We start from the raw sequence: 23,342 nt of genomic DNA, 5'->3' as shown, positions 1-23,342 counted from the left end.
CGACGAATCCCTAATGCCCGGCCGAAACCGGCGGTCCGGTACTCCCCCTCGGGTTCAGCGTGGCCGCGCGGTCCTCGTGGGAACCGCGTTCGAGACCGTCGATCAGGCCCAGGAGCTGCCGTGCCGCCTGCGCCCCGTAAGCCGGGATATCCCTGGTCAGGGCGGTCAGCGGGGGGCGTACGACCTGAGAGAGGGGCGAGTCGTCCCAGGCCACGATCGACAGGTCGGCGGGGACGGTCAGGCCCATCTCCTGGGCGACCGAAAGTCCGGCGACGGCCATGATGTCGTTGTCGTAGACGATCGCGGTCGGCCTGACCCGGGAGGAGAGCAGGCGCCGGGTGGCCCGCGCGCCCTGCTCGCCGGTGTAGTCGGTGTGGACGACCGGGCAGTCGTCGAGGCCGGCGCAGGCGCGGCCGAACTCCTGGTCGCGTAGCGTGGTGTGGACGAGTTTCGGCAGGCCCGCGATCCGGGCGATCCGCCGGTGCCCCAGAGCCACCAGGTAGTCGACGGTCTCTCGCACGGGCGCGCCCTCGTCGGACCAGACCGACATCAGTGACCCCGAACCCGATGGGTCGCCGATGACCACGACCGGCATGCCGAGGTCTTCCATGACGGGGACACGCGGATCGTTGACGTGCAGGTCGACCAGGAAAGCGCCGTCTATGCGGCCCTCGCCCCACCAGCGCTGGTGCACCGCGATCTCGCTGGGGTGGTCGCCGACGACCTGGAGCATGAGCGCGAAGTCGCGCGCCGACAGCTCGGCCTCCAGGCCGCTGATGAGCTCCATGAAGAACGGTTCCATGCCGAGGATGCGGGCCGGACGGCACAGCGCGAGGCCGATCGCGTTGGCACGGGCGCCGTTCAGGGCGCGGGCGGCGCTGTTCGGCCGCCATCCGATTTCATCGGCTATGGCAAGAATGCGTTGCCGGGTGGACTCGGATACACCGGGCTGCCCGTTGAGCGCGTACGACACCGCGCCCTTGGAAACCCCCGCCTGACGTGCGATATCACCGATCGTCGGTCTTTTCACGAACCCGCCCTGTCGCGCAACTTAACTGGTTCAGTATATATGAGGCTATTGACACCAATGTCACAGGGATTTTACCGTCACGGTACTTATCCGGTTCAGCCATGAAGCACGCACCGGAGCGCCCGTTGGGAGCGCTCCCAAGAAGAACGTCGGCCGGGGCTCCCGCCGGTCGGCCCATCGGGGTTGGCCAATATGTGTGGAAGCAAGGAGAAGGATGATGCGGAACCGAGTTACCCGGTTTCTGATCCCTGTCGTGGCCGCCAGCCTGCTCGCGGCAGCGTGCACCAGCGGCGGTACCCCCACCCCGGCCCCCGGGGCATCGGTGCCGGCCGCGCCGGCTCCCGTCGCCGAGGGCGGCGCGTTCCCGCGGAACGAGACGCTCTACACCAGCGGCACCCAGTGGGGGCCGCCCGCGAACTTCAACCCCATCCGTGAATGGGACTCCGCGACCGGCACCAAGGGCCTGGTCTACGAGACGCTGTTCCACTTCGACCCGGTCGCCGGGAAGCTCACTCCCTGGCTGGCCGCCAGCGGGGCGTGGGTCGACGACACGACGTACGAGGTCAAGCTGCGGCCGAACATCACGTGGTCGGACGGCAAGCCCCTGACCGCCGAGGACGTCAAGTTCACCTTCGAGCTCGGCAAGATGGAGACGATCCCGTACCACAACCTGTGGAACTGGCTCTCGGCCGTCGAGGCCCCTGACGCCTCGACCGTGCGGTTCACCTTCTCCAAGGCCAACTACCAGCAGTGGGACTTCAACATCTACAGCCGGTCGATCGTGCCCAAGCACATCTGGGAGGGGCGCGCGGAGAAGGACGTCCTCGACGGGATCAACGAGAACCCCGTCGGGACCGGCGCGTACAAGTACCACAGCCACGACCAGGACCGTGTCGCGTGGGTGAAGAACGACACCTGGTGGGGCAAGGCCACGCTGAACCTCGACCCGAAGCCGAAGTACATCGTCGACATCGTCAACTCCTCCAACGAGGTGGCGATGGGCCTGCTGCTGCAGAAGGGCCTCGACCTGTCCAACAACTTCCTGCCGGGCGCGGCCAACCTGGTCAGCGGCAACTTCGGGATCAGCACCTTCTACCCCGAGCCGCCCTACATGCTGTCGGCCAACACCGCGTGGCTCGTGCCCAACACGAAGAAGAAGCCGCTCGACGACGCCCAGTTCCGCAAGGCGCTGGCCGCCTCGGTCGACACGAAGAAGATCGTCGAGGGCGTGTACGGCAACCTGGTCAAGCCCGCCAGCCCGACCGGCCTGCTGCCCCAGTGGGACCAGTTCGTCGACCAGGCGGTCGTGGGCTCGAAGGGTTTCGGGTTCGACACCGCCAAGGCCAAGAAGCTCCTGGCCGACGCCGGTTACAAGGACGCCAACGGTGACGGCCTGGTCGAGAACAAGGACGGCTCGCCGATCGCGCTGAAGCTGATCGTGCCGGCCGGGTGGACCGACTGGATGGAGAGCATCCGCGTCATCGCCACCAGCGCCAGGGCCGCCGGCATCAACGTCGAGGCCGAGTTCCCCGACTACAACGCCCTCGTCGAGGCCCGTTCGTCGGGCAAGTTCGACCTGCTCATCAACAACGAGCGGCAGCTCTCGAACTCGCCGTACACCTACTTCGAGTACGTCTTCCAGCTGCCCGTCCAGGCGCAGCAGAACACCGTGAACTTCGGCCGCTACGAGAACCCGGAGGCCTGGAAGCTCGTCCAGCAGCTCGACGGCACCAAGACCGACGACGTCGAGGGCATGAAGAAGGTCGCCTCGCAGCTGGAGGGGATCCTGCTGGACGAACTGCCGGTGATCCCGCTTTGGTACAACGGCCTCTGGTCGCAGGTCAGCAGCACCACGTGGAAGAACTGGCCGTCCAGTGAGGGCAGCGCGCCCAAGTCGGCGCCCACGATGTGGCGCAACTGGCTCGAACTCGGCGGCTTCGAGTCCCTCGCGTCGCTGCAGCCGGTCGCTCCCTAGTCCTTTTCGCCCTGGCCCTCCTTCTCGAGGGGAGGAGGGCCTCCCTAGGGAGAACCCCTTTTGCGTCGATATTTCGGCAGGAAACTGCTCGTCTACGGGTTGACCTTCTTCATGGCCGTGACGGTCAACTGGCTGGTGCCGCGCCTCATGCCGGGTGACCCCGTCGCGAGCATGCTGGCCCGCGCCAGGGTCGCGCAGCCGGAGGCCCAGGAGGCCCTGCGCGTCTACTACAACAACCTGTTCGGCTTCGATCAGCCCTGGTGGCAGCAGTATCTGAACTCGTGGGGGGCGCTGTTCCGCGGTGACTTCGGGATCAGTCTGTGGGCGTTCCCGACGCCGGTCGCCGACCTGCTCACCCGCGCGGTGCCCTATTCGCTGGCCCTGCTCATCCCGTCGATCCTGATCAGCTGGGTGATCGGGAACCGGCTCGGCGCGCTCGCCGCGCGCCGCAAGGTGCTGGACAACACGGTCCTGCCGGTCTCCTACGTCCTGACCGCCACCCCCTACCTCTGGCTGGCCGCCCTGATGGCCTGGGGGTTCGGCATCGTGTGGGGGATCTTCCCGGTGGCCGGCGGTTACAGCTTCTCGATGACGCCCTCGTTCACCTGGCCCTTCTTCGTCGACCTGCTCTGGCACTGGGTGCTGCCGTTCGCGTCGCTGTTCCTGGTCGCGCTGGGCGGCTGGGCGATCGGCATGCGCAACGTGATCATCTACGAGCTCGAATCCGACTACGCCAACTACCTGTCGGCGCTCGGGGCGCCGCAGAAACTCATCCGGCGCTACGCCTTCAGGAACGCGGTGCTGCCGCAGATCACCGGTCTCGCGCTGCAACTCGGCGTCCTGGTGGCCGGTGCGCTGGTGACGGAGATCGTGTTCTCGTACCCGGGACTCGGCAGTCTGATCTTGGCGGCCATCCAGAACAAGGACTTCTTCCTGTTGCAGGGGGCGTTCCTGTTCATCGTGCTGGGCGTGCTGATCGCCAACTTCATCATCGACGTGATCTACGTGATCGTCGATCCGCGGACCCGAGTCGGAATGGCGGGAGCCTCCGCATGACCACCACGACTGTCGAACCCCTACGTCCGCCGGTCCGCTGGGAGGCGCTCTATTTCGCGCTGCGCAACACCAAGCTCCTGGTCGGTATGGGCATCATCCTGATCCTGCTCGGCATCGGCGTCATCGGGCCGTTCTTCATCGACAAGCCGCCGAGCGAATACGTGGGCATGCAGATGCAGCCGCCCAGCGGCGAGTTCTGGCTCGGCACCAACACGTTCGGGCAGGACCTGTGGGCGCAGTTCGTGCACGGCCTGCGGACGACCTTCCTGGTCGGCGCGCTCGGCGGGGGCATCGCGGCGGTCATCGGGATGGCCATCGGCTTCCTGGCCGGATACAAGGGCGGCTGGATCGACGAGATCCTCACCATGTTCACCAACGTCGTGCTGGTGCTGCCGACCCTGGCGGTGCTGTTCATCCTGAACGCCTACATCGGCGTGCGCGGCGCGGGCATGCAGGCGCTGTTCATCGGGCTGACGCAGTGGCCCTGGGCGGCCCGGTCGATCAGGGCCCAGACGTTCTCGCTGCGCAGCCGCGACTTCGTCGACCTCGCCCGGCTGAGCGGGGTCGGGTCGGGCCGCATCATCATGCGCGAGATCGCCCCGAACATGAGCTCCTACCTGCTGCTCACGTTCATCCTGCTGTTCGGCGGCTCGATCCTGATCGCCTCCTCGCTCGACTTCATCGGCCTCGGCCCGACCGACGCGGTCTCCCTCGGCCTGATGCTGCAACAGGCCCACCAGTGGAGCGCGATGCATCTGGGCCTGTGGTGGTGGTTCATCCCGCCGGGGGCCGGGATCACGCTGATCGTCGGTGCCCTGTACGTCGCCAACGTCGGCCTCGACGAAGTGTTCAACCCGAAGCTGAGGGAGCTCTAGTGACCCTGGAAGTCGACGACCTCCGGGTCTATTACCGGACGCTGAAGGGTGACGTCCAAGCCCTGGACGGGGTCTCCTTCGGCGTCAAAGACGGCGAGATCCTCGGCCTGGCAGGGGAGTCGGGTTGCGGGAAGACCACGCTGGGCAAGGCGCTGATCAGGCTCGACGGGCGGATGAAGCACGTCGGGGGCAGCGTCACCCTCGATGATCAGGTTCTGCCGATCGGCGACGACGTCAAGATGAACCCTTACCGGTTCAAGCAGGTCTCACTCATCCCGCAATATTCGATGAGCGCGATGAACCCGACCCGCAAGATCGGCCGGATGGTCCGGGAACTGCTCGACTCGCGCAAGGTGAAACTCGACCTCGACGAGCTGCACAACCGGCTCGACCTGGTCGAACTCCCCCGGGAGGTCCTCGGCAAATACCCGATCGAGCTGTCGGGCGGCATGAAGCAGCGCATGGTCATGGTCATCTCGACCCTGCTCAACCCGTCGCTGCTGATCGCCGACGAGATCACCTCGGCCCTCGACGTCTCCACCCAGAAGGCCGTGGTCACGACGTTGAAGGGCTTCCGCGACCGGGGCTTCGTGAAGTCGATGCTGTTCATCACCCACGACATCTCCCTGACCAACCAGCTCGCCGACACGATCATGGTCATGTACGCCGGGAAGCTCGCCGAGAAGGCCCCGGCGGGGGTCGTGGTGAACGCGCCGAAACACCCGTACACCCAGCTCCTGATCTCCTCGCTCCCGGAGGTCGGCGTGCGCTACGCCGACAAACGCCTCACCGGCATCCCCGGGAACCCGCCCTCCCTGCTGAACCCCGTCCCCGGATGCCGGTTCCGGGACCGCTGCCCGCTGGCCTTCGACAAGTGCGCCGAGGAACCGCCCCCGGTCGAGGTCGAGAAGGACCACGTCGTCGCCTGCTGGAAGGCCGCCTGATGCTGAAACTCGACGGGGTCACCAAGGTCTACCGAATCGGCGCGTTCGGCGGGCAGACCATGACGGCGGTCGACGAGGCCGGCTTCGAGATCAAGCCGGGCGAGGTCGTTTCGCTCATCGGCGAAAGCGGCAGCGGCAAGAGCACGATCGGCAAGATGGTGCTCCGGCTCCTTACGCCCACGGCCGGAACCATCTCCATCGACGGCCGCGACATCCGCCAGATGGGCAAACGCGACTACTACCGCAAGGTCCAGGGCGTCTTCCAGGACCCGTTCAGCTCCTACAACCCGGTCTTCAAGGCCGACCGCGTCTTCGGGATGCTCCGCGAGGTCTATTTCAGGGGTGTACCCGACAAGGAGTGGACTTCAAAGATCGAATCGGCACTGGATGCGGTGCGGCTCAGCCCGGAGGCGGTGCTGAACAAGTTCCCCCACCAGCTCTCCGGCGGCCAGCTCCAGCGCCTGCTGATCGCGCGGGCGCTGCTGCTCGACATCGAATACCTGGTCGCCGACGAGATCATCTCGATGCTGGACGCGTCCACCCGCATCGACGTGCTGAACCTGCTCGCCGACCTGAAACTGCGCGGTCTCGGGGTCCTGTTCATCACCCACGACCTCGCGCTGGGCAACTACATCAGTGAGCGGACCGTCGTGCTCCACAAGGGAAGGATCGTGGAGTACGGCGCCACCGACGCCGTGTTCGAGCAGCCCGAACACGCGTACACGCGCAAGCTGCTGGCGTCGGTGCCGCAACTGCACACGAAATGGGAGGACGCGTCGTGATCAGGACGCTGCACGAGGGCTGGACCGTCACCGCCGTCTCGTCGACCGGGCAGCCGCGCCCGGTCGTGGCGGGGCTGGCGGCGACGGTGCCCGGATGCGTGCACACCGACCTGCTCGACGCGGAGGTGATCCCCGATCCCTATCTCGACGACAACGAGAACAAGCTGAAATGGATCGGGCGCACCGACTGGTCGTACGAGACGAACTTCGACTGGACCGACCCCGGTGACCAGCGCGCCGATCTCGTCTGCGAGGGCCTCGACACGGCCGCGACGGTGATCCTCAACGGGGTGCAGGTCGGGCAGACCGCCAACCAGCACCGCGTCTACCGCTTCCCGGCCCGCCACCTGCTCAAAGAGGGCCGCAACACGCTGAAGGTGCTGTTCGAGGCCCCTTACGGCTACGCCGAGAAGCAGCGGGCCGCGCTCGGCGACCGGCCCGGCGCCTACGGCGAGCCCTACCAGTTCATCAGGAAGATGGCCTGCAACTTCGGCTGGGACTGGGGCCCGACCGTGGTGACCTCGGGCATCTGGCGGCCCATCTACCTGGAGACCTGGTCTTCGGCCCGGCTCGCCGAGGTCCGCCCCCTGGTCACTCTCGACGGGCGGGACGGCAGGGTCCGCGTCCACGTCACCGTCGACCGCGCCGCGCAGGCGCCGCTCACCGTGACCGCGTCCGTCGCGGGGGTCGAAGATCGTGTACGTCTGGCGCCAGGCGAGCGCACCGCCGTCATCACCCTGACCGTGCCCGAGCCCGACCTCTGGTGGCCGCGCGGCCACGGCGAGCAGGCCCTCTACACGCTGAACGTGAGCGTGGGCGACAGCGTGTGGGCCAAGGAGATCGGCTTCCGCTCTCTTGAGCTCGACCGCGAGGCCTTCCGCCTGAAGGTCAACGGCCGGCCGGTCTTCATGAAGGGCTTCAACTGGATCCCCGACGACTGCTTCCCCAACCGGGTGACCAGGGAGCGCGTCGCCGAACGTTTTCAACAGGCTGTGGATACCGGCGCGAACACGCTGCGCGTCTGGGGCGGCGGCCTCTACGAGAGCGAGGACTTCTACGCCCAGGCCGACGCCCTCGGCGTCATGGTCTGGCAGGACTTCCCGTTCGCCTGCGCCGCCTACCCGGAAGAGGGCCCGTTCCGCGCCGAGGTCGAGGCGGAGGCCCGCCAGCAGGTCACCCGGCTGTCCAGCCACGCCTCGCTCGTGCTGTGGTGCGGCAACAACGAGAACCTCGAAGGGCACGCCGACTGGGGCTGGCAGGACCGCCTCGACGGCCGTAGCTGGGGCGCCGGCTTCTACTTCGACCTGCTTCCCAAGATCGTCGCGGATCTCGACCCCACCCGCCCCTACTGGCCGGGTTCGCCGTATTCGGGCAGTCCCGACGCCCCGCCCAACGACCCCTCTCAGGGCACCACCCACATCTGGACCGTCTGGAACCGCGAGGACTACACCTTCTACGGCACCTACACCCCGCGCTTCGTCGCCGAGTTCGGCTTCCAGGGGCCGCCCGCCTTCGCGACCCTCCGCCGCGCCGTCTCCGACGAGCCGCTGACCCCTTCGTCCAAGGGCGTCCTGCACCACCAGAAGGCCGACGACGGCAACGGCAAGCTCCTGCGCGGCCTCGGCGACCACCTGCCCAAACCGGAGAACTTCGACGACTGGCACTACTACACCCAGCTCAACCAGGCCCACGCGATGGCGTTCGGCGTCGAACGGTTCCGCTCGCTGATGCCCTACTGCATGGGCACGATCGTCTGGCAGCTCAACGACTGCTGGCCGGTCACCTCGTGGGCCGCCGTCGACGGCGACGGCCGCAGGAAGCCGCTCTGGTACGCCCTGCGCCGCAGCTTCGCCGACCGGCTCGTCACCTTCCAGAACCCCGAAACCGTCGCCGTGGTCAACGACACCTCTGGCGAGTGGCACGCCGACCTGTCGGTGGTCCGGCTGACGGTGACCGGCGAGGTGCTGGCCCGGGAGCGGTTCCCGGTCCGCCTGGCGCCGCGCGGGGCGATGACCGTCCCGCTGCCCGCCTCGATGGTGCGCGGAGACGGCGGGCAGGAACTCCTGTCGGCGTCGGTGGGAGACCTCCGGGCCCTGCGGTTCCTCACCACCGACCTTCCGGCAGCGGCCTATGACGTGACGACCGAGCGGCTCGATGACGGCGTACGAGTAGAGGTCACGGCCCGCACGCTGGTCCGCGACCTGGCACTGTTCCCCGACCGCCTCGACGCCGGCGCGACCGTCGACGACATGCTCGTCACCCTGCTCCCCGGCGAGACCGCGACCTTCGTCGTGACGGGCGAGGATCTCGACACGGCGGCGCTGACGGCCTATCCGGTGCTCCGCTGCGTCAACGAGATGCCATGACCGTCCTGGCGATCGAGATCGGGGGCGCGAGGTTCGCCGCCGCGACGGTCGAACCCGCCGGAGTGATCACCGCCAAGCTGGAGATGCCGGTGGGCCCCGATCCCACGGCGACGCTGAAGGACCTGGTGGCGCGGATCGTCGTACCGGGGCTGATCTCCGAAGAGGGGCTGACCGGCGTCGGGATCGGCGTGGCCGGGCCGCTGGACGCGGTGCGGGGCACGGTCAGCCCGGCGAACATCCTGGCCTGGCGGGACTTTCCGCTGGTCAAAACCGTGTGCGGGCTGTTACCCGGGGTGCCGGTCCACCTCGCGGGCGACGGGCAGGTGATGGCGCTCGGCGAGTGGTGGCGGGGGGCGTTCTCGGCGGGGGCGCTGCTCGGCGTCGTGGTCTCGACCGGCATCGGCGGCGGGCTGGTGTTCGAAGGGAGGCCGCACCTCGGGTCGACGGGGAACGCCGGGCACATCGGGCACATCCGGGCCGGTGAAGGTTGGGAGACCTGCCGGTGCGGGGCCGTCGGGTGTGTGGAGACGATCGCGTCCGGGCCCTCGATGGTGCGGTGGGCGCTGGCCAACGGCTGGCAGCAGGCGGTGGAGCCGACCTTCTGGGCCGGACGGCCGGTCGACTCGCGGGCCCTGTCCGCCGACGCCAAGCGGGGCGTGACGGTGGCCGTCGAGGCGTTCGACCGGGCGGCGGGCGCGCTGGCCACGGCGGTGCTGACGACGGCGGCCCTCTTCGACGTCGAGAACGTGGTGATCGGTGGCGGGGTGGCCGGAGCGGGAGCCACGTTGCTGGCGCCGCTGCGGCGGGCGGTGGCCGACCAGGCGGGGCTCGGGTTCCTGCGGCGGGTGAAGGTCGAGGCGACCGGCCTCGGGCGGGACGCCGGGCTGTTCGGGGCGGCGGCCCTCGCACTCCGGGGTGAGTGACATCCTGTTGACCGGAGAACCGCTCACCGACTTACGAGGACGTAGACGTGGACCTGCTCACCAACCCGATCAAGGACTACGGATGGGGTTCCCGCACGGCCATCGCCGCGCTGACCGGCCGTACCGCGACCGGACCCGAGGCGGAGATGTGGCTCGGGGCGCATCCGTCGGGCCCGTCGCGCCTGTCGCGGAGCGGCGTGGAGAACGCGCTCAACGAGATCATCGCCGCTGATCCCGTGGGTGAGCTCGGGGCCGAGGTCATCGAGCGGTTCGGGGAGCGGCTGCCCTACCTGATGAAGCTCATCGCGGTCGACCAGGCCCTGTCCATGCAGGTCCACCCGACCCTCGACCAGGCGGCCGAAGGGTTCCTGCGGGGCGACAAGAACTACTCCGACCCGTGGCCGAAGCCCGAGATGATCGTCGCCCTGACGCCGTTCACCGCGCTGGCCGGGTTCCGCTCCGGGCCGGAGGCGGCCGAACTGGTGGCGGCCCTCGAACTGCCCGCGCTGCGCCCGGTGGTCGACCGGCTGGCCGGCGGTGACGTGCTCGGCGCGCTGCGGGTGCTGCTCGAACTGCCCGCGGACGTGCGGCCCCAACTGGTGGCGGACATCGTGCGGGCGTCGGGCGATCCGCTGGTGGCGACCCTCGCGGCGACCTACCCGAGCGATCCGGCCGTGCTGGCGCCGCTGCTGATGCGGCGTCACGAGCTGGCTCCCGGCCAGGCGATCTACCTCGGCGCCGGGGTTCTGCACGCCTACCTGAGCGGGTTCGGCGTCGAGATCATGGGCAGCTCCGACAACGTGCTGCGGGCCGGGCTGACCCCCAAGCCGATCGACATCGAAGAGCTGCTGCGGATCACCGACCCGAACGAGCAGCCCGCAGAGATCGCCCCCGTCGACGGCCTCTACCTGCCCTACTGCCCCGAGTTCCAGCTCCGCCGGATCGCCCCCGGCGACGGCCGCACGCTGCCGGGCGGGGTGCCCCGGATCGCCGTCTGCGTCGAGGGTGAGGTCGTGGTCGACGGCCGGCTCACGCTGCGTCCGGGCGACTCGGCCTTCCACGCCGCCTCGGCCGGAGCCTTCGAGGTGGCCGGGAACGGCGTCGTCTTCGTGGCCGAACCTCGGCAGTAGCTATCGGGCGGCGACGACCTGGATCTCGAAGCCGTCGCCGCTCACCACGTGGCCGGGCCGGACCTTGAAGCGCTTGCGCAGCTCGACGTCGCCGTTGACCAGCACGTAACCCTCGGCGATCAGGTGCTTGGCCTCGCCGCCGCTCTCCGCGACGGACAGGTATTTCAGCAGATCGCAGAGCGGGATGAAGTCGTCTTCCAGTTCAAAGGTCTCGCGCACCTCCCCAGCATAGGGAGGGATCAACGGTTGCCCGCCCAGACGAACAGGGCTGCACCCGTCAGGAGCAGCCCGGCGCAGCTCGCGAGCGTGCGCAGGTGGTTCCACGGCGCCCACTTGGGCGCGAACGCGGCCCAGACCTGGGCGGCCCGCGCGGGGTCTGTGATGTCCCCGGCCGCCACTAGCGCGTTGTTGAGCGGCACGTTCACGATCATCGTCGGGACGAAGGCGCCCAGCACGTACACGGCCGCCCCGGCGAAGATCAGCACGGCGGCGGCGCGCTGCCCCGAGCTCAGCAGCAGCACCCCGGCGACCGCCGCGACCAGGGGCGCGCCGATGAACGAGGCGAAGAACACCGGGTTGAGGATCTTGAGGTTGATCTGCTGCATCGCGGCGACGGCGTGGTCGGCCCGCGACGCGTTGAGCCCCGGGATGACCGAGACCGAGTAGGCGTAGAACAGCCCGGCGATGTTGCCCATGAGCAGGAGGGCGAGGCCGGCGGCGAGAGCGGTGAGTGCGAACATGCCTCGACGGTAAAGAAGGGGACCGTCGCCGCGTATCCGACCCGGGTCTGGACATGTCTCCCCCTACGGGGGGAAGCCGGGGTGCCGCATGATCTTGTGTTCGGTGTTCGTGCTGGTCACGGTGGTGTGGTATCTCCTCCGGGGGTTGTCGCGGTGGTGGGGGCCGGCGGGCAGGGCGGTGGATTTCGGGAGGCCGTACACGCGATTCGTCCATCGATGGGCCCTCGCGGCGCCGGCGACGTTCACCTACATCGTGGTGTTCAGCAGTTCGACGCTGCTGCAGCGGACCGGCCCGCCGGATCTGATCGACGTGCTGACCACCATGCAGAGCACCAACCTGGTGCGGCTGTCCGCCAGTCCGCTCGTGGTGCTCGCCGACAGCGCGCTCTGGGTCTCGGACCGCGGCGCGTTCTTGGCCTTCTACGTGTTCGTGTACGCCACCGTCGTCGCCTGGGGCGAGCAGCGCTACGGGACGCCGCGCATCATCCTGATCGGCCTGTGCGGGCATGTGCTCGGCTCGCTGCTGACCGCGCTCGTGGAGTATCACGCCATCACCAACGGGCTGGCGCCGGCCCGGCTCGCGTTCACGACCGACGTCGGGGTCAGCTACATCATGGTCGCCGGGGTGGCCGCCGCCGTGATCCTGATGCGCGGGCGGTGGCGGGCGACTGGGGTCATCGCGCTCGCCGTCGGGGTCGGGGCGCCGGTCGTGTTCACCGGCACGATCTGGAATCTGGGCCATCTGCTGGCCACCATGTGCGGTCTGGCGGCTGCGGTGATCTGCCTCCGGATCGCGCCGCCGCGCACTCCGCCCGCTTTTGACCTGCGGAGATGGGGTATGTCCCCGTCGGTGACTGAATAAGGGGGAACGGGATGGCGCGGGGTGACGTGCCGCGGGTCGCGTCCATCGTGCTGACCGTGCTGGCGATCTGTTCGGCGGCCATCGCGATCGTGCCGTCGCTGCGCCGGGTGGCGCGGCCGCTGACGGAGCTGATCAACGACTACACGGTGCCGCTCACGCCCAACCTGGCCTACGCCGCGTTCCTCGGGCTGCTCGCCGGGGCGCTGGCCCGGCGCAAACGGGTGGCCTGGTGGCTGCTCGTAGGGCTGCTGGCGTTCTCGGTGCTGCTCAGCATCATCGCCACGCCGCTGCTGGCGATCGCGCCGATGGCCGAGGTGCCCGACCGGGACCGGGTGCTCAACGAGGTGATCGTCTCCGGGGTGGTCGCCCTCTTCCTCATCGCCTACCTGTGGTGGGGGCGGGCCGAGTTCTTCGCCAAGGTGCAGCCCGCGTCGGTGCGCAAGGCGGTGGCCACGATGATCGGGCTGCTCGGGGTGTCGTACGTCGTCGGCTACCTGCTGACCATTTTCTTCCCCGGCGATCTGCTGCGATCCGCGCGGGCGGTCTGGGTGCTCAGCCGGACGCTCGGCGGGGTGATCGAGGTCGAGATGTACGGCCACCCGTCGGCCTGGATCTCGTTCGTGATCGGGCTGATCAGCGCCATCGCCCTGCTGGTGGCCTTCGCGGTGCTGTTCCGGTCGCAGCGGCAGCGGGCCGTGCTGGCGCCGGACGAGGAAGAGCGGCTGCGGGCGCTGCTGGGCGAACGCGACTCGCTGGCCTACTTCGCCACCCGCCGCGACCGCAGCGTCATCTTCTCGCCGAGCGGCAAGGCCGCTGTGTCGTTCCGGGTGGTCAACGGGGTCACCCTCGCCGGTGGCGACCCGCTCGGCGATCCCGAGGCGTGGGACCACGCGATCAGGGCGTGGACCGGCCAGGCCCGCGAGTTCGGCTGGATCCCGGCCGCCATCGGCGCGGGCGCCGAAGGGGCCAGGGCTTACCAGCGGGCCGGGCTGAAGGTGCTCGAACTCGGCGACGAGGCCGTCATCGAGGTCAAGCGGTTCAATCTGCAGGGCCGGGAGATGCGCGGCGTCCGGCAGGCCGTCAACCGGGTCGAACGGGCCGGATATCAGCTCCGGATCCGCCGCCACGGCGACCTCGCGCCCGAGGAGATGCGGCTGATCAGCGAACGGGCCGACGCCTGGCGCGACACCGAGACCGAACGCGGCTTCTCGATGGCTCTCGGCCGTCTGGGTGACCCGCGCGACGCCGAGTGTGTGCTGGTGGAGAGCCTCACCAAGGACGGCGACGAGGCCGCCCTGCTGTCGTTCGTGCCGTGGGGCGACCGGGGGCTCTCACTCGACCTGATGCGCCGCGACCGGTCGGCGGAGAACGGGCTGATCGAGTTCATGGTCGCCGGGCTGGTCAGGAACGCCGGCTGGCTCGGGGTCGAACGGGTCTCGCTCAACTTCGCGGTCTTCCGGTCGGCCTTCGAGGAGGGCGCCAGGATGGGCGCGGGCCCGGTGATCCGGGCCTGGCGGCGCACCCTGCTGTTCCTGTCACGCTGGTGGCAGCTCGAAGCGCTCTACCGGGCCAACGTGAAGTATCGCCCTGAGTGGGTGCCCCGCTTCCTCGCGTACGGGGACACCCGCGACCTCGTCAGGGTGGGCATCGCCTCGGCGATCGCCGAAGGGTTCTTCAGCCCGCCGAGACTGCCCCGGCTGCTCAACCCTGGACGAACACCGACCGCCAGTTCGGCTGCTCCAGGTAGCGACGCAGCTCGACCAGCCCGCTGAGCCAGCCGGCCCAGGAGGCGTAGGGCGGCTGGGCCGCGTCGAACCCGCTCGTCACGAAGGTGAGCGTGGTCTTGCCGCCGGAGCCGTCGAGCTCCCAGCTCGTCACCATGCTGCCCCAGTCGATCCTCGCCGAGGTGTCGTCGAGGGCGACGAACTTGGCGGCGTGGTCGCCGGCCGCCTCAAGGCCGCCCATCGCGAACCGGCCGCCGACCTCGGGCTCGATCCCGATCGGGTAGCCGAACCATGTGGACGCCTGCTCGGAGTCGGTCAGCGCGGTGCGGACCCGGTCGGTGGGGGCGTCGATCTCGAGCGTGGCGGAGAACTCGCTCACCTTGGCGGTGTAGTCGACCCGCGGGCCGAGCTTGCGGCCCTCGACGTGGTCGGCCAGGTTACCGAGGGCCAGCGCCCAGAAGGTCTCCAGCGCGCCGAGCGGGCTCGGGCTGCCCGAGAAGATGAGCTCACGGTCGAAGTGAGACTGCGTCACCGCCACCGTGGTCTCACCGTCGGTCTCGGTGAGCCGGAGCTCGGCGGTGGTCTCGGTGTCGTCGAGCGTCCAGGCGAACTTGATCACGTCGTCGCCGGCCTCGATGACGCGCTGGTGGGGGGCGTCGCCGTCCAGGGTGTAGCGACCCCAGAACTCATACCGGTTCGGGAGGTCGACCTCGGCGTGCTCGGCGAACCACGCGCGCATCTCGGCGGGGTCGGTCAGGGCGTGGAACACGGTCTTCAGCGGGGCCTGGATGCGGACGGACGTCATCGGCTCGGTCATGACTTCTGTTCTCCTTGCTGGCTGGGGTAGCAGGCCACGACGAGCTTGAAAGGGTCGCCTTCCGAACCGCCGTACTTGGTGAAAAGGGCCTGCAGTGTGGCTTGGAGTTCGGCCAGGAACTGCGGCCGAAGCTCTGGGGGGACGCGGATGTCGCCCGAGACACCGATCGACGGCAGCTCGGGAAGTGAACGGTCGAGTGCGGCGATGTCCGCCTGAACCTCTTCGACCAGGTCGAGGAGGTGGCCCAGGCTGAGTTCGTCGCGGGCCCGGCCCAGGCCGATGTGGCCGACGAGCCGGGGTGAGAGCCAGTAGGACCGGGCGGTGGCCTGGTAGATGCCCTCGGAGATGCCACGCACCTTCCGTTCGGACACCTGCTCGACCAGCCCGGCCTCCACCAGGCGCTTCACGTGGTAGTAGACCCGCTGCGGGGTCTGGCCCAAGATCGCGCCCACCTCGCCGCAGGTGCGCGGCTCGGCGAGCCGCCGCAGCACGTCGATGCGCTGCGGCTTGAGCAGGGCTTCGGCCTGCTCGATCTCTTCCAGGTACAGGACGTCTCTCATCGCAAAATCAATTTTGTACGTAAAAAACTTCCTTGTCAATGGGTCGCGAAACCGTGATGCGTAGGGAGCGGGTGTCCCCCTAAAGTGCCCACCGTGGAACAAAACGTGACGAGCGTGGACCGTCGTGCCCTCATCGCCGCCGGGGTGACCGTGGTGCTGTGGGCGTCCGCCTTCGTGTCCATCCGGCACGCCGTCGTCTCGTACTCCCCCGGAGCGCTCGCGCTGGGCCGGATGCTGGCCGGGACGCTGGCCCTCGGGATCATCCTGCTGATCCGCCGCGAGGGGCTGCCGCCGCGTGCGGCCTGGCCGGGGATCGCGATCTCCGGCGTCCTGTGGTTCGGGATCTACATGATCGCCCTCAACTGGGGCGAGCAGGAGGTCGACGCCGGGACCGCCGCCATGGTCGTCAACATCGGGCCGATCATCATCGCGGTGCTGTCGGGCCTGTTCCTCAAAGAGGGCTTCCCGCGTCGGCTGCTCATCGGCATGGCCGTGTCGTTCGCCGGCGCCGTGGTCGTCGGCTTCTCCATGTCCGAGGGAGGCGGGGCCTCGATCCTCGGTGTGGCGCTCTGCGTGGTGGCCGCGGTGACGTGGGCGATCGCGACGATCGTCCAGAAGCCGGCGCTACGGCACGCCTCGGCGCTCCAGGTGACCACCTTCGGCTGTCTCATCGGCATGGTCACGTGTCTGCCGTTCGCCGGACAGCTCGTCAGCCAGGCGGCCGAAGCGCCGCTGTCGGCCACGCTGAACCTGATTTATCTGGGGATTTTCCCAACAGCGTTGGCTTTTACGACGTGGGCCTACGCCCTGGCGCGGACCACCGCGGGGAAGATGGGCGCCACCACTTACGTGGTTCCGGCCATCGTGATCCTGATGGCCTGGGTGCTGCTGGGGGAGACCCCGACCTGGCTGGCCCTGGCCGGCGGCGCGCTCTGCCTGGCCGGTGTGGCCCTGTCGCGGCGCCGAACGGCCTGACCCCGACGCCGGCGCGTACGCGCCGGCGGCCCCCCGCGTTCTGCTTCTAGGCTCGGGCCCGCTCGCTGGCGAGCAGGTGCGTCAAGCGTTCGACGGTCGGCCGTGATTCGACGTGCAGCCGGGTCACGTCGAGCCCCTCGTCGGCGAGGATCGCCAGCAGCGCGATGTTGCCCAGCGCGTACACGACGATGTAGCCGCCGCGGCAGCGGATGACCACTTCCCGCAGCTCATGGAGCCCTACCTCGTACCCGAAACGTTTGCCGAGGCCGAGTGTGGCGGCCGCCAGGGCAGACACGGTCTCGGGGGAGACGGTGTCGGTGTCGGCGCCGACGACCAGGCCGTCGACCGTGGCGACGGCCGACTCCATCACTCCCGTCACGCGCTCGCGCAGGGACTGCAGTTCCGCCTTCAGGGCGCTCAGTGACATGGTTCTTGACTTTCGTTACTTGCCATTACGGAGGTCGGCGCCCAGCAGTCTGGCGATCCTGCTGGTGCCGGGTCGGCGGCGGGGCAGATTCGGTGGCTTGCGCTCGTCTTCGACGACCACCACGTGCTCTTCGACGACCGGCGGCGGAGGAGGCGGGGCGATGGCCAGCAGCCCTTCACTGACCAGGGAGGAGATCTCCTTGAGCACGACGAACAGGCCCTGCCCGAGGGCGAAGGCGATGTCTCTGGGTGTCCGTCGTCCGTTGGCTTTGACGAGGATGTCGTGGCGCAGCTGATCCGCGCCGATTTGCATCGGCGTGATCGGCCGCACCGCTGTCGGGCGGATGAACGGAGTGACGCCCAGCTCACGCCACTCGTCGGTGATCGTCAGCCGACGGGTGGTCTCGCGGGCCAGCCACTCACGGGGGATGCCGGGCCGGACCGGTAAAGGCGGCGGCACGTCGTTGGGGCCGATCACCTCGGGCTGGCTGTCCTCGATGCCGAACAGGGCCATCGCGAAGGCCGCGTCGAAGACCGCCGACAGGCAGACCACCTGCAGCCCGGCCTCGCCCACGCTGCCACGGTCGACCAGTTCCGCGGCCAGCCGGTCCTGGGGTGCTCCTGCGGTGTACGCCTCGTTCCAGGCTTCCTCGCTGACCCGCCCCGAGCGGATCAGCAGGGATTCGGCACCGGGTGACGCCGGTGTCGTCGCGGAGATCACCAGGCCCTCACGGACATGAATGATTCCGCCCGGACTTCCCATCACGCGGAGCAGATGGAAACCGCTGATGGGCTCGCCCATACGGAGCATGGACTCGACGTCCGCGGGGTGAACGAGGTGGTGCGATGACACTTTTGTGCCCTTCACTATCTGAGGCCGCAAGAGTTACCTTATGTCCCTGCAAGCACAACAGCATTGGATTGAGCATCATGAACATCGAAACCGCACTAAAAGAGGCCATGGCCATCGACGGAGCGACGGGCGCCGCGCTCGTCGACTACGGCAGCGGCATGAGCCTCGGCACGATCGGTGGTGGCCGGGGACTCGACCTTGAGGTCGCCGCTGCAGGAAACACCGAGGTGGTGCGGGCGAAACTGCGCACCATGTCCTCCCTCGCCATCAACGACGAGATCGAGGACATCCTGATCACGCTGAGCGGTCAGTACCACATCATCCGCCTGCTCAAGACCGCAGGTGGCCAGCTGTTCCTCTACCTCGTCCTCGACCGCGAGCGCTCCAACCTCGCGCTCGCCCGTCACAACCTGCGCAACATCGAACGGCAGATGACCCTGTAATTACCGACTTTTCCTAACGGGATGCTTCCCCCTCCATCCCGTTGTCGGTTTCCGTCGGCCTGCCGCCTCCTGCGGCAGCGTTGATCTTTTTCACGCGACCGAATGCGTGATTGTTCCCGAATAGGAACCCGCTACCGCCGATGACGGAATTCTGACAATTACGGTCGGATTCCACGCGGCTGAGGTGTTTCCCAACGCCAGCGTCACGGTGAACGCCGTCGCCGTCCCTGTGAGGACGACCGCGAGCGCCGCCGTGGCCTGTCCCGGGGTGAATACGCCGACGCCCGAGAAGGAGGTGGCCGGGCCCGACCAGTAGGAGATGTTGGCTTTCGCGATCGTCGACGAGTTGCCACCGATCGTGGTGGTGAAGACGGTCGAGCTCACCGTGGCCGTGTAGCCCAGCAGGCCGCCCAGGCCGCGGGTGTCGGACACGGTGACCGTGCCGAGCTGGGCCGAGAGCTGGCCGCCGATGGTGGTGGCGCCGAGGGCTCTGGATGTGGGGGCGGTGACGGCCAGCCCGGCGTTGGCCAGCCGTTTCGACGAGCCTTTTTCCGGTTTTTTCGGCTTTTTTCGAGGGGGCGAGGCGTCGTCACGTAGCGCTTCCGACTCCGGGCTTCCTTGGGCGGAGCTTTCCTGTGTGCCATCCAGGATGCCGCCCGAGGTTCCGCTCTCCTCCGGTGGTACTGAGGGCTCGACCAGGTAGGTCCGGTCGTCGTCGATCTCGGGTATCCCCGGATCGCCGGACGCCCAGGCGGGGGTGGCCGTCACGACGGCGGCGACCAGCACCGCCGTCACGCGCAAATTCACGGAGTCCTCCGGGCTCGTCGCCAGATGAGGTAGCCACCGCCCGCCACGGCCAGGGCCGACGCTCCGGCGAGCAGGATGGGCAGTGAGGGAAGTCCGGGGCCGGTCAGTTCCACGGCGGCCATCGCGTTGGCCTTCACCGGGAACGTCACGGTGCCGCCGGCGGATCGGGTGACCCGCCCGCTTTTCAGTTCCAGATCCGCTCTCCAGGGTCCCACGGGAAGCGCGGGATCGAGGATCGCCTCGACCGTGCCCACGTCCTTGGGCGCCAGAGTCACCCCTGTCGTCACCTTGAACGGTCCCGCCGAGGTGCCACCGGGTCCGGCGGAGAGCCGCAGCTCACCGGTCATGTCGACGGCCCGCAGACCGGTGTTGGTGATCTGCGCCTCCAGGCGGGGCTTTCCGGCGGGGTCGCGGCTCGCCCAGATCTTGTCGATGTGGAAGTCGGTCGGCGGTTCGCCGCCGGTCCCGACGTTGAGGTAGACGCGGATGCCGACCCGGTTGTTGACCTGGACGTTCCGTTCCTTGGTCACCGGCGCGCGAGCCTCGGCCCATATGACCGCGTACCGCTCGCCCTTCCAGGCGGTCTGCGGCACTCGGATGGTGGCCTGGACGATCTCCTGGCCGCCCGGTGGCAGCGTGACCGCCGGCCGGCCGAACGAGATCCACGACGACAGCTCGTTGCCGGTCTGTTCGGGGAAGAACGTGAACTTTCTCTTCTTGATCTCCGCCCCGGCCGAGTAGAGCCACAGCGTCTGCGACTTCGGCGAGGTGTTGTTCACGGCGAAACGCCGGTGGATCACGGTCCCCGGCTTCACGTGGTCGACGACGTACACCCGCGCCCGCGGGTCGTCGGCTCTGTCTTCTGGCGCCTCAAGCAGCCGGATCCCGATCTGCCCCTCCGGCTCCGCCACCGCCTGGCCGGTCAGGGCCAGGACGGGAAGCAGGACCAAAAGAGGCGCGATCAGGATCCGGTGAAGAGCGGCGCGATTACGCGACCGAATGGGTCACCGTCCCCGTGTACACACCGGCGACGGCAGCGGCCGGGACGTTCACCTGGAGAGTCGGGTTCCAGGTGACGGTGTTGTTGCCGACCAGCGCGGTCGCGCTGAACGCGGTGATCGAGGCGGCGAGCGGCTGGGCCAGCAGCACGGTCAGCTGACCGGGCACGAAGACGCCGATGCCGCTGCTCGAGGTGGCCGGGCCGGAGGCGTAGGAGACGCTGGCCTTCGGAACCGTCTCGTTCGGGGTGCCGCCACCGGTGACGAAGTTGGTTGAGGAGACGCTGGCCGTCCACGTGCCGAGCAACGTGCCGCGCAGGTCGGTGACCGTGACCGGGCCGATCGTGCCCTGGAGGGTGGCCCCTGCGGTGGTGTTGCCCAGGTTGATGCTCGCCGGGGCGCTGATGGTGAGGGCGCCACCCGTGATCGTGAAGGTCACGATGGTGTCCGCTGCCTGAGCCGGTGCGACCGAACCGATCAGCAGTGCCATGGCCATGCCGATCACATATTTGAGAAACCGCATTGGTCATCCTCACATCGCCTGGAAACACCGGGTTGCGAACAAGTCAGCGCGAGCGTAGATCGCTGACGAGTTCGCGCCCGATGATCCGCGCGCAGGTCAGAGGACTTCTTGACCGATCACTGGCCCACTGCAGAGCGATCAACCTGTAGTGAGCTCGGGCAGGACTTTCGCGCCGAACGTCTCGATGAACCGGGTCTGTTCCTGGCCCACGTGGTGCAGATAAACCTCGTCGAAACCGGCCTCGGCGTACCCCCGGAGCCAGTCGGTGTGCTGTGAGGTGTCGGAGGAGACGAGTACCGATTTGGCCACTTCGTCGGGGGTGACGAAGCGGGCCACGCTGTCGAACATCTCCGGGGTGTCGAAGTCCCAGCTTCCGGGCGGCCCGACCACGTTCGACTTCCATTGGTCGTGCGCGATCGCCAGCGCCTCGTCGTCGCTCGGCGCCCAGCTCAGATGCACCTGTACGGCAGCCGGCCCCCGCCCGCCCGCCTCGCGGTAGGCGTCCAGGACCTCTTTCGAGCGGGGACTGTTCACGGTGATCAGCCCGTCGGCCCACTCGGCGACCCACCGGGCGGTCTCCACGCTGACCGCCGCGCCGATCAGCTTCGGCGGCTCGGCCGGCAGGGACCACAGCTTCGCCCGGTCGACCTTGACGAGCCCGTCGTGGCTGACCTCCTCGCCGTCGAGGAGCGCCCTGATGACGTCCACACACTCGCGCAGCCGCTGCTGGCGGATCTCCTTGCGCGGCCATTGGTCACCGGTGACGTGCTCGTTCGACGCCTCGCCTGAGCCGAGCGCGGCCCAGAAACGGCCCGGGAACATCGCCGCGAGCGTCCCGATGGCCTGCGCGACGATCGCCGGGTGGTAGCGCTGGCCCGGCGCGTTCACCACGCCGAACCGCAGGGTCGTGGCCTGGAGCGCGGCCCCCAGCCACGACCATGCGAACCCCGATTCGCCCTGCCGGGCGCTCCAGGGCGCGATGTGGTCGGAGCACATCGCCATCGCGAACCCGGCCTCGTCGGCCAGGCGGACGGCGTCCAGAAGATCACCGGGAGCAACCTGTTCATGGGAAGCGTGAAAGCCATAGATCGCCATCGCCTCGCACTACCCCGGCAAGTCATCCGCTATCGGGTGTAAAGCGGGCGGTTCTAGGGTGTGCCCATGTCCTCAAGATCAATGCTCGCCGGCGCGGCGTTAAGCGCCACCGCCCTCCTCACGATCGCCGCGCCCGCCGCCCAGGCCCAGGCCGCACCCGCTCACTCCACCGTGGCGAAGAAGCTCTTCGACGGCTGGCTGAAGAAGAACAAGACGACCATGGGCAAGTACGCGACCCCCGCGGTCGTCACCAAGATGCTCAAGTACAAGTTCCGCGCGCCCGACAAGTTCGCGGGCTGCACGGCCGGTGGAACGTGCCGATTCGTGCACACGAGCGTGAAGGTGCCGGGCGACCTCAACGGCATGCTCATGCTCGTCAAGAACGGCAAGGTCACCGGCTTCTGGATGTCCCAGCACATCACCAAGCCCGCCACGGTGGCCCAGCGCTTCGTCACCACCTGGAAGCTGACCCAGAAGAACAACGCCCGCGAGATCGCCACCGCCGGGGCCATCAAGACCCTGTTCAAGGTCAAGTGGGACCCGAACGGTGTCCCCTACCACTGGCAGGGCTGCTCCAAGGAGCCGAAGGGCTACAGCTGCGCCTACTCCTACGAGGGCGGCGCCATGTTCCTGCACGTGCGCGGCACCAAGGCGGCTGGCTACTACGTGAACTCCGTGAGTTACATCGCCGACTAAAAAGGTATTTATGTGCTGTCCTCACCGGAATGACAGTGCACAGATGCGTCTCACGTCGGCACGCTGAGTGTCCAGCAGCTCTCCTGAAAGGGGAGTCCCATGGGCACTGTCCTGTTCATCCTCGCCGTGATCCTGATCCTCTACGTCGCGGCGTCCCGCAACCCCCTCCGAAAGTGCCCTCGCTGTGCGGGCAAGGGCACTCTCGAATCGGGCCTCCTCCAGGGCCGCTACCGGATCTGCCCCCGCTGCAACCGCAAGGGCGAGATCACCGGCTAGCTGTACTTGGCCGAGATCTTGGTGACACGTGGCCATCGGTGATTGATCATGAAGAAGACCTCCGGGCGTAGTGGAGTTGGTCGCTTCACCCACGCGCGGAGGTCTTGATGGGTCACGCTAACGCCCGGCTGACATTTCACGGCAGATGCCTGCTGGTTCGCCGTGTCGTGTTCGACGGCCGCCCGGTCGCGCACGTGGCCGCCGAACTGGGCGTCTCACGCCAATGCGGACACCGGTGGGTCCGCCGCTACCAGCAGGAAGGCTGGCCGGGACTGCATGAGCGGCGCAGCGGCCCGCGCACCAGCCCCCGCCGCACCCCGCCCGCCACCGAGCAGCGCGTGCTGGCCGCGCGTGCCGAGCTGCGGGCCGGACCTGATCGTCTCGCGGCCGCCACCGGGGTGCCGGCCCGGACCATCACCCGGATCCTGCGCCGCCACGGCGTCCCGCCCCTGGCCATGTGTGACCC

The 23,342-nt window shown here is 68.4% G+C and carries 26 protein-coding genes; 15 read left to right on the top strand and 11 right to left on the bottom strand.

The features are described from left to right. Positions 1-10: 10 nt before the first annotated feature. Complete coding sequence (locus AW272_RS38095; RefSeq protein ID WP_066375543.1) at positions 11-1,030, bottom strand: LacI family DNA-binding transcriptional regulator; 1,020 nt, start codon at positions 1,028-1,030, stop codon at positions 11-13. Positions 1,031-1,247: 217 nt separating this feature from the next. Here AW272_RS38095 and AW272_RS38090 point away from each other — a divergent pair, with 217 nt between their 5' ends. Genes AW272_RS38090 through manA form a run of 8 tightly spaced genes read left to right on the top strand, consistent with a single transcriptional unit; the run spans position 1,248 to position 11,081 of the window. Beyond that, positions 1,248-3,005 carry an ABC transporter substrate-binding protein gene (locus AW272_RS38090; protein WP_066375733.1) on the top strand — a complete coding sequence of 586 codons (1,758 nt, stop codon included), beginning with the start codon at positions 1,248-1,250 and terminating at the stop codon, positions 3,003-3,005. Positions 3,006-3,065: 60 nt separating this feature from the next. Then, entirely contained in the window at positions 3,066-4,061 is a 996-nt protein-coding gene (locus AW272_RS38085) for an ABC transporter permease (RefSeq protein WP_066375541.1), read from the top strand. Beyond that, a complete protein-coding gene (locus AW272_RS38080) occupies positions 4,058-4,936 on the top strand; it encodes an ABC transporter permease (RefSeq protein ID WP_066375539.1) in 879 nt (292 codons plus the stop codon). The genes AW272_RS38085 and AW272_RS38080 overlap by 4 nt, the downstream gene beginning before the upstream one ends. After that, entirely contained in the window at positions 4,936-5,880 is a 945-nt protein-coding gene (locus tag AW272_RS38075; RefSeq protein ID WP_066375538.1) for an ABC transporter ATP-binding protein, read from the top strand. Before AW272_RS38080 ends, AW272_RS38075 begins: the two co-directional genes overlap by 1 nt. Beyond that, entirely contained in the window at positions 5,880-6,662 is a 783-nt protein-coding gene (locus AW272_RS38070; RefSeq protein ID WP_066375534.1) for an ABC transporter ATP-binding protein, read from the top strand. Before AW272_RS38075 ends, AW272_RS38070 begins: the two co-directional genes overlap by 1 nt. Further along, positions 6,659-9,028, top strand: coding sequence for a glycoside hydrolase family 2 protein (locus AW272_RS38065; protein WP_369408835.1), 2,370 nt, complete (start codon positions 6,659-6,661; stop codon positions 9,026-9,028). The genes AW272_RS38070 and AW272_RS38065 overlap by 4 nt, the downstream gene beginning before the upstream one ends. Further along, on the top strand, positions 9,025-9,951 hold the full coding sequence (locus tag AW272_RS38060; protein ID WP_066375530.1) for an ROK family protein: 927 nt from the start codon (positions 9,025-9,027) through the stop codon (positions 9,949-9,951). Before AW272_RS38065 ends, AW272_RS38060 begins: the two co-directional genes overlap by 4 nt. 47 nt (positions 9,952-9,998) lie before the next feature. Further along, positions 9,999-11,081 (top strand): mannose-6-phosphate isomerase, class I, encoded by a 1,083-nt coding sequence (manA, locus tag AW272_RS38055; protein ID WP_066375528.1) that lies wholly within the window; start codon positions 9,999-10,001, stop codon positions 11,079-11,081. Here manA and AW272_RS38050 read toward each other — a convergent pair whose 3' ends face one another. Both AW272_RS38050 and AW272_RS38045 read right to left on the bottom strand, forming a co-directional pair. Continuing rightward, complete coding sequence (locus AW272_RS38050; protein WP_066375526.1) at positions 11,082-11,300, bottom strand: RNA-binding S4 domain-containing protein; 219 nt, start codon at positions 11,298-11,300, stop codon at positions 11,082-11,084. Between the two features lie 20 nt (positions 11,301-11,320). Beyond that, entirely contained in the window at positions 11,321-11,821 is a 501-nt protein-coding gene (locus AW272_RS38045; RefSeq protein ID WP_066375524.1) for an anthrone oxygenase family protein, read from the bottom strand. Positions 11,822-11,909: 88 nt separating this feature from the next. On the opposite strand from AW272_RS38045, the gene AW272_RS38040 reads away from it, so the two are divergent. Together AW272_RS38040 and AW272_RS38035 are read left to right on the top strand one after the other, a co-directional pair. Then, positions 11,910-12,683 (top strand): rhomboid-like protein, encoded by a 774-nt coding sequence (locus AW272_RS38040; RefSeq protein WP_066375522.1) that lies wholly within the window; start codon positions 11,910-11,912, stop codon positions 12,681-12,683. Positions 12,684-12,694: 11 nt separating this feature from the next. Then, positions 12,695-14,455 carry a phosphatidylglycerol lysyltransferase domain-containing protein gene (locus AW272_RS38035; RefSeq protein ID WP_066375520.1) on the top strand — a complete coding sequence of 587 codons (1,761 nt, stop codon included), beginning with the start codon at positions 12,695-12,697 and terminating at the stop codon, positions 14,453-14,455. On the opposite strand, the gene AW272_RS38030 is transcribed toward AW272_RS38035, so the two are convergent. Then, the gene (locus AW272_RS38030) at positions 14,385-15,224 is read right to left on the bottom strand and encodes an SRPBCC family protein (RefSeq protein WP_066375518.1); all 840 of its coding nucleotides are present in this window, start codon (positions 15,222-15,224) and stop codon (positions 14,385-14,387) included. The two genes, AW272_RS38035 and AW272_RS38030, sit on opposite strands and share 71 nt — an antisense overlap. Next, positions 15,221-15,784 (bottom strand): ArsR/SmtB family transcription factor, encoded by a 564-nt coding sequence (locus AW272_RS38025; RefSeq protein WP_066375515.1) that lies wholly within the window; start codon positions 15,782-15,784, stop codon positions 15,221-15,223. Before AW272_RS38025 ends, AW272_RS38030 begins: the two co-directional genes overlap by 4 nt. A 93-nt stretch (positions 15,785-15,877) precedes the next feature. On the opposite strand from AW272_RS38025, the gene AW272_RS38020 reads away from it, so the two are divergent. Beyond that, positions 15,878-16,759 carry a DMT family transporter gene (locus AW272_RS38020; RefSeq protein WP_066375732.1) on the top strand — a complete coding sequence of 294 codons (882 nt, stop codon included), beginning with the start codon at positions 15,878-15,880 and terminating at the stop codon, positions 16,757-16,759. Between the two features lie 46 nt (positions 16,760-16,805). Here AW272_RS38020 and AW272_RS38015 read toward each other — a convergent pair whose 3' ends face one another. Further along, positions 16,806-17,186: a roadblock/LC7 domain-containing protein gene (locus AW272_RS38015; RefSeq protein ID WP_066375513.1), complete on the bottom strand. Its 381-nt coding sequence runs from the start codon at positions 17,184-17,186 to the stop codon at positions 16,806-16,808. Between the two features lie 15 nt (positions 17,187-17,201). Further along, on the bottom strand, positions 17,202-17,987 hold the full coding sequence (locus AW272_RS38010) for a hypothetical protein (RefSeq protein ID WP_066375512.1): 786 nt from the start codon (positions 17,985-17,987) through the stop codon (positions 17,202-17,204). Between the two features lie 125 nt (positions 17,988-18,112). Here AW272_RS38010 and AW272_RS38005 point away from each other — a divergent pair, with 125 nt between their 5' ends. After that, positions 18,113-18,481, top strand: a complete 369-nt coding sequence (locus AW272_RS38005; RefSeq protein WP_218011211.1) for a hypothetical protein — start codon at positions 18,113-18,115, stop codon at positions 18,479-18,481. 90 nt (positions 18,482-18,571) lie between these two features. Here AW272_RS38005 and AW272_RS38000 read toward each other — a convergent pair whose 3' ends face one another. The 4 genes from AW272_RS38000 to AW272_RS37985 all read right to left on the bottom strand — a co-directional run bounded on the left by AW272_RS38000 (position 18,572) and on the right by AW272_RS37985 (position 21,904). Beyond that, positions 18,572-19,288 carry a hypothetical protein gene (locus AW272_RS38000; RefSeq protein WP_157519259.1) on the bottom strand — a complete coding sequence of 239 codons (717 nt, stop codon included), beginning with the start codon at positions 19,286-19,288 and terminating at the stop codon, positions 18,572-18,574. Further along, on the bottom strand, positions 19,285-20,238 hold the full coding sequence (locus tag AW272_RS37995; RefSeq protein WP_245657927.1) for a hypothetical protein: 954 nt from the start codon (positions 20,236-20,238) through the stop codon (positions 19,285-19,287). The genes AW272_RS38000 and AW272_RS37995 overlap by 4 nt, the downstream gene beginning before the upstream one ends. A gap of 37 nt (positions 20,239-20,275) precedes the next feature. Further along, on the bottom strand, positions 20,276-20,809 hold the full coding sequence (locus AW272_RS37990; RefSeq protein ID WP_066375504.1) for a WxL domain-containing protein: 534 nt from the start codon (positions 20,807-20,809) through the stop codon (positions 20,276-20,278). Positions 20,810-20,947: 138 nt separating this feature from the next. After that, complete coding sequence (locus AW272_RS37985; protein WP_066375500.1) at positions 20,948-21,904, bottom strand: TIGR03885 family FMN-dependent LLM class oxidoreductase; 957 nt, start codon at positions 21,902-21,904, stop codon at positions 20,948-20,950. A gap of 66 nt (positions 21,905-21,970) precedes the next feature. Between AW272_RS37985 and AW272_RS37980 the strand changes: the two genes are divergently transcribed. From AW272_RS37980 to AW272_RS37975, 3 genes are all read left to right on the top strand, one after another. Beyond that, positions 21,971-22,600 carry a hypothetical protein gene (locus AW272_RS37980; protein ID WP_157519257.1) on the top strand — a complete coding sequence of 210 codons (630 nt, stop codon included), beginning with the start codon at positions 21,971-21,973 and terminating at the stop codon, positions 22,598-22,600. 99 nt (positions 22,601-22,699) lie between these two features. Continuing rightward, positions 22,700-22,876, top strand: a complete 177-nt coding sequence (locus AW272_RS42875) for a hypothetical protein (protein ID WP_157519255.1) — start codon at positions 22,700-22,702, stop codon at positions 22,874-22,876. A gap of 107 nt (positions 22,877-22,983) precedes the next feature. Further along, on the top strand, positions 22,984-23,342 hold a 359-nt coding region (locus tag AW272_RS37975), incomplete at its 3' end, for a helix-turn-helix domain-containing protein (protein ID WP_157519253.1).

The organism is Herbidospora mongoliensis (assembly GCF_001570545.1).
Taxonomy (GTDB): domain Bacteria; phylum Actinomycetota; class Actinomycetes; order Streptosporangiales; family Streptosporangiaceae; genus Herbidospora; species Herbidospora mongoliensis.
This window is presented reverse-complemented; position numbering and strand designations above follow the sequence as displayed.

What these genes read in the sequence shown, in the direction of transcription:
- AW272_RS38045 (WP_066375524.1), bottom strand. Translation starts at nt 11,821, where the DNA reads ATGTTCGCACTCACCGCTCTCGCCGCCGGCCTCGCCCTCCTGCTCATG.
- AW272_RS42875 (WP_157519255.1), top strand. Translation starts at nt 22,700, where the DNA reads ATGGGCACTGTCCTGTTCATCCTCGCCGTGATCCTGATCCTCTACGTC.
- AW272_RS38030 (WP_066375518.1), bottom strand. Translation starts at nt 15,224, where the DNA reads ATGACCGAGCCGATGACGTCCGTCCGCATCCAGGCCCCGCTGAAGACC.
- AW272_RS38035 (WP_066375520.1), top strand. Translation starts at nt 12,695, where the DNA reads ATGGCGCGGGGTGACGTGCCGCGGGTCGCGTCCATCGTGCTGACCGTG.
- AW272_RS38010 (WP_066375512.1), bottom strand. Translation starts at nt 17,987, where the DNA reads ATGGGCGAGCCCATCAGCGGTTTCCATCTGCTCCGCGTGATGGGAAGT.
- AW272_RS37980 (WP_157519257.1), top strand. Translation starts at nt 21,971, where the DNA reads ATGTCCTCAAGATCAATGCTCGCCGGCGCGGCGTTAAGCGCCACCGCC.
- AW272_RS38025 (WP_066375515.1), bottom strand. Translation starts at nt 15,784, where the DNA reads ATGAGAGACGTCCTGTACCTGGAAGAGATCGAGCAGGCCGAAGCCCTG.
- AW272_RS38040 (WP_066375522.1), top strand. Translation starts at nt 11,910, where the DNA reads ATGATCTTGTGTTCGGTGTTCGTGCTGGTCACGGTGGTGTGGTATCTC.
- AW272_RS38090 (WP_066375733.1), top strand. Translation starts at nt 1,248, where the DNA reads ATGCGGAACCGAGTTACCCGGTTTCTGATCCCTGTCGTGGCCGCCAGC.
- AW272_RS38070 (WP_066375534.1), top strand. Translation starts at nt 5,880, where the DNA reads ATGCTGAAACTCGACGGGGTCACCAAGGTCTACCGAATCGGCGCGTTC.
- AW272_RS37990 (WP_066375504.1), bottom strand. Translation starts at nt 20,809, where the DNA reads ATGCGGTTTCTCAAATATGTGATCGGCATGGCCATGGCACTGCTGATC.
- AW272_RS38015 (WP_066375513.1), bottom strand. Translation starts at nt 17,186, where the DNA reads ATGTCACTGAGCGCCCTGAAGGCGGAACTGCAGTCCCTGCGCGAGCGC.
- AW272_RS37985 (WP_066375500.1), bottom strand. Translation starts at nt 21,904, where the DNA reads ATGGCGATCTATGGCTTTCACGCTTCCCATGAACAGGTTGCTCCCGGT.
- AW272_RS38060 (WP_066375530.1), top strand. Translation starts at nt 9,025, where the DNA reads ATGACCGTCCTGGCGATCGAGATCGGGGGCGCGAGGTTCGCCGCCGCG.
- AW272_RS38080 (WP_066375539.1), top strand. Translation starts at nt 4,058, where the DNA reads ATGACCACCACGACTGTCGAACCCCTACGTCCGCCGGTCCGCTGGGAG.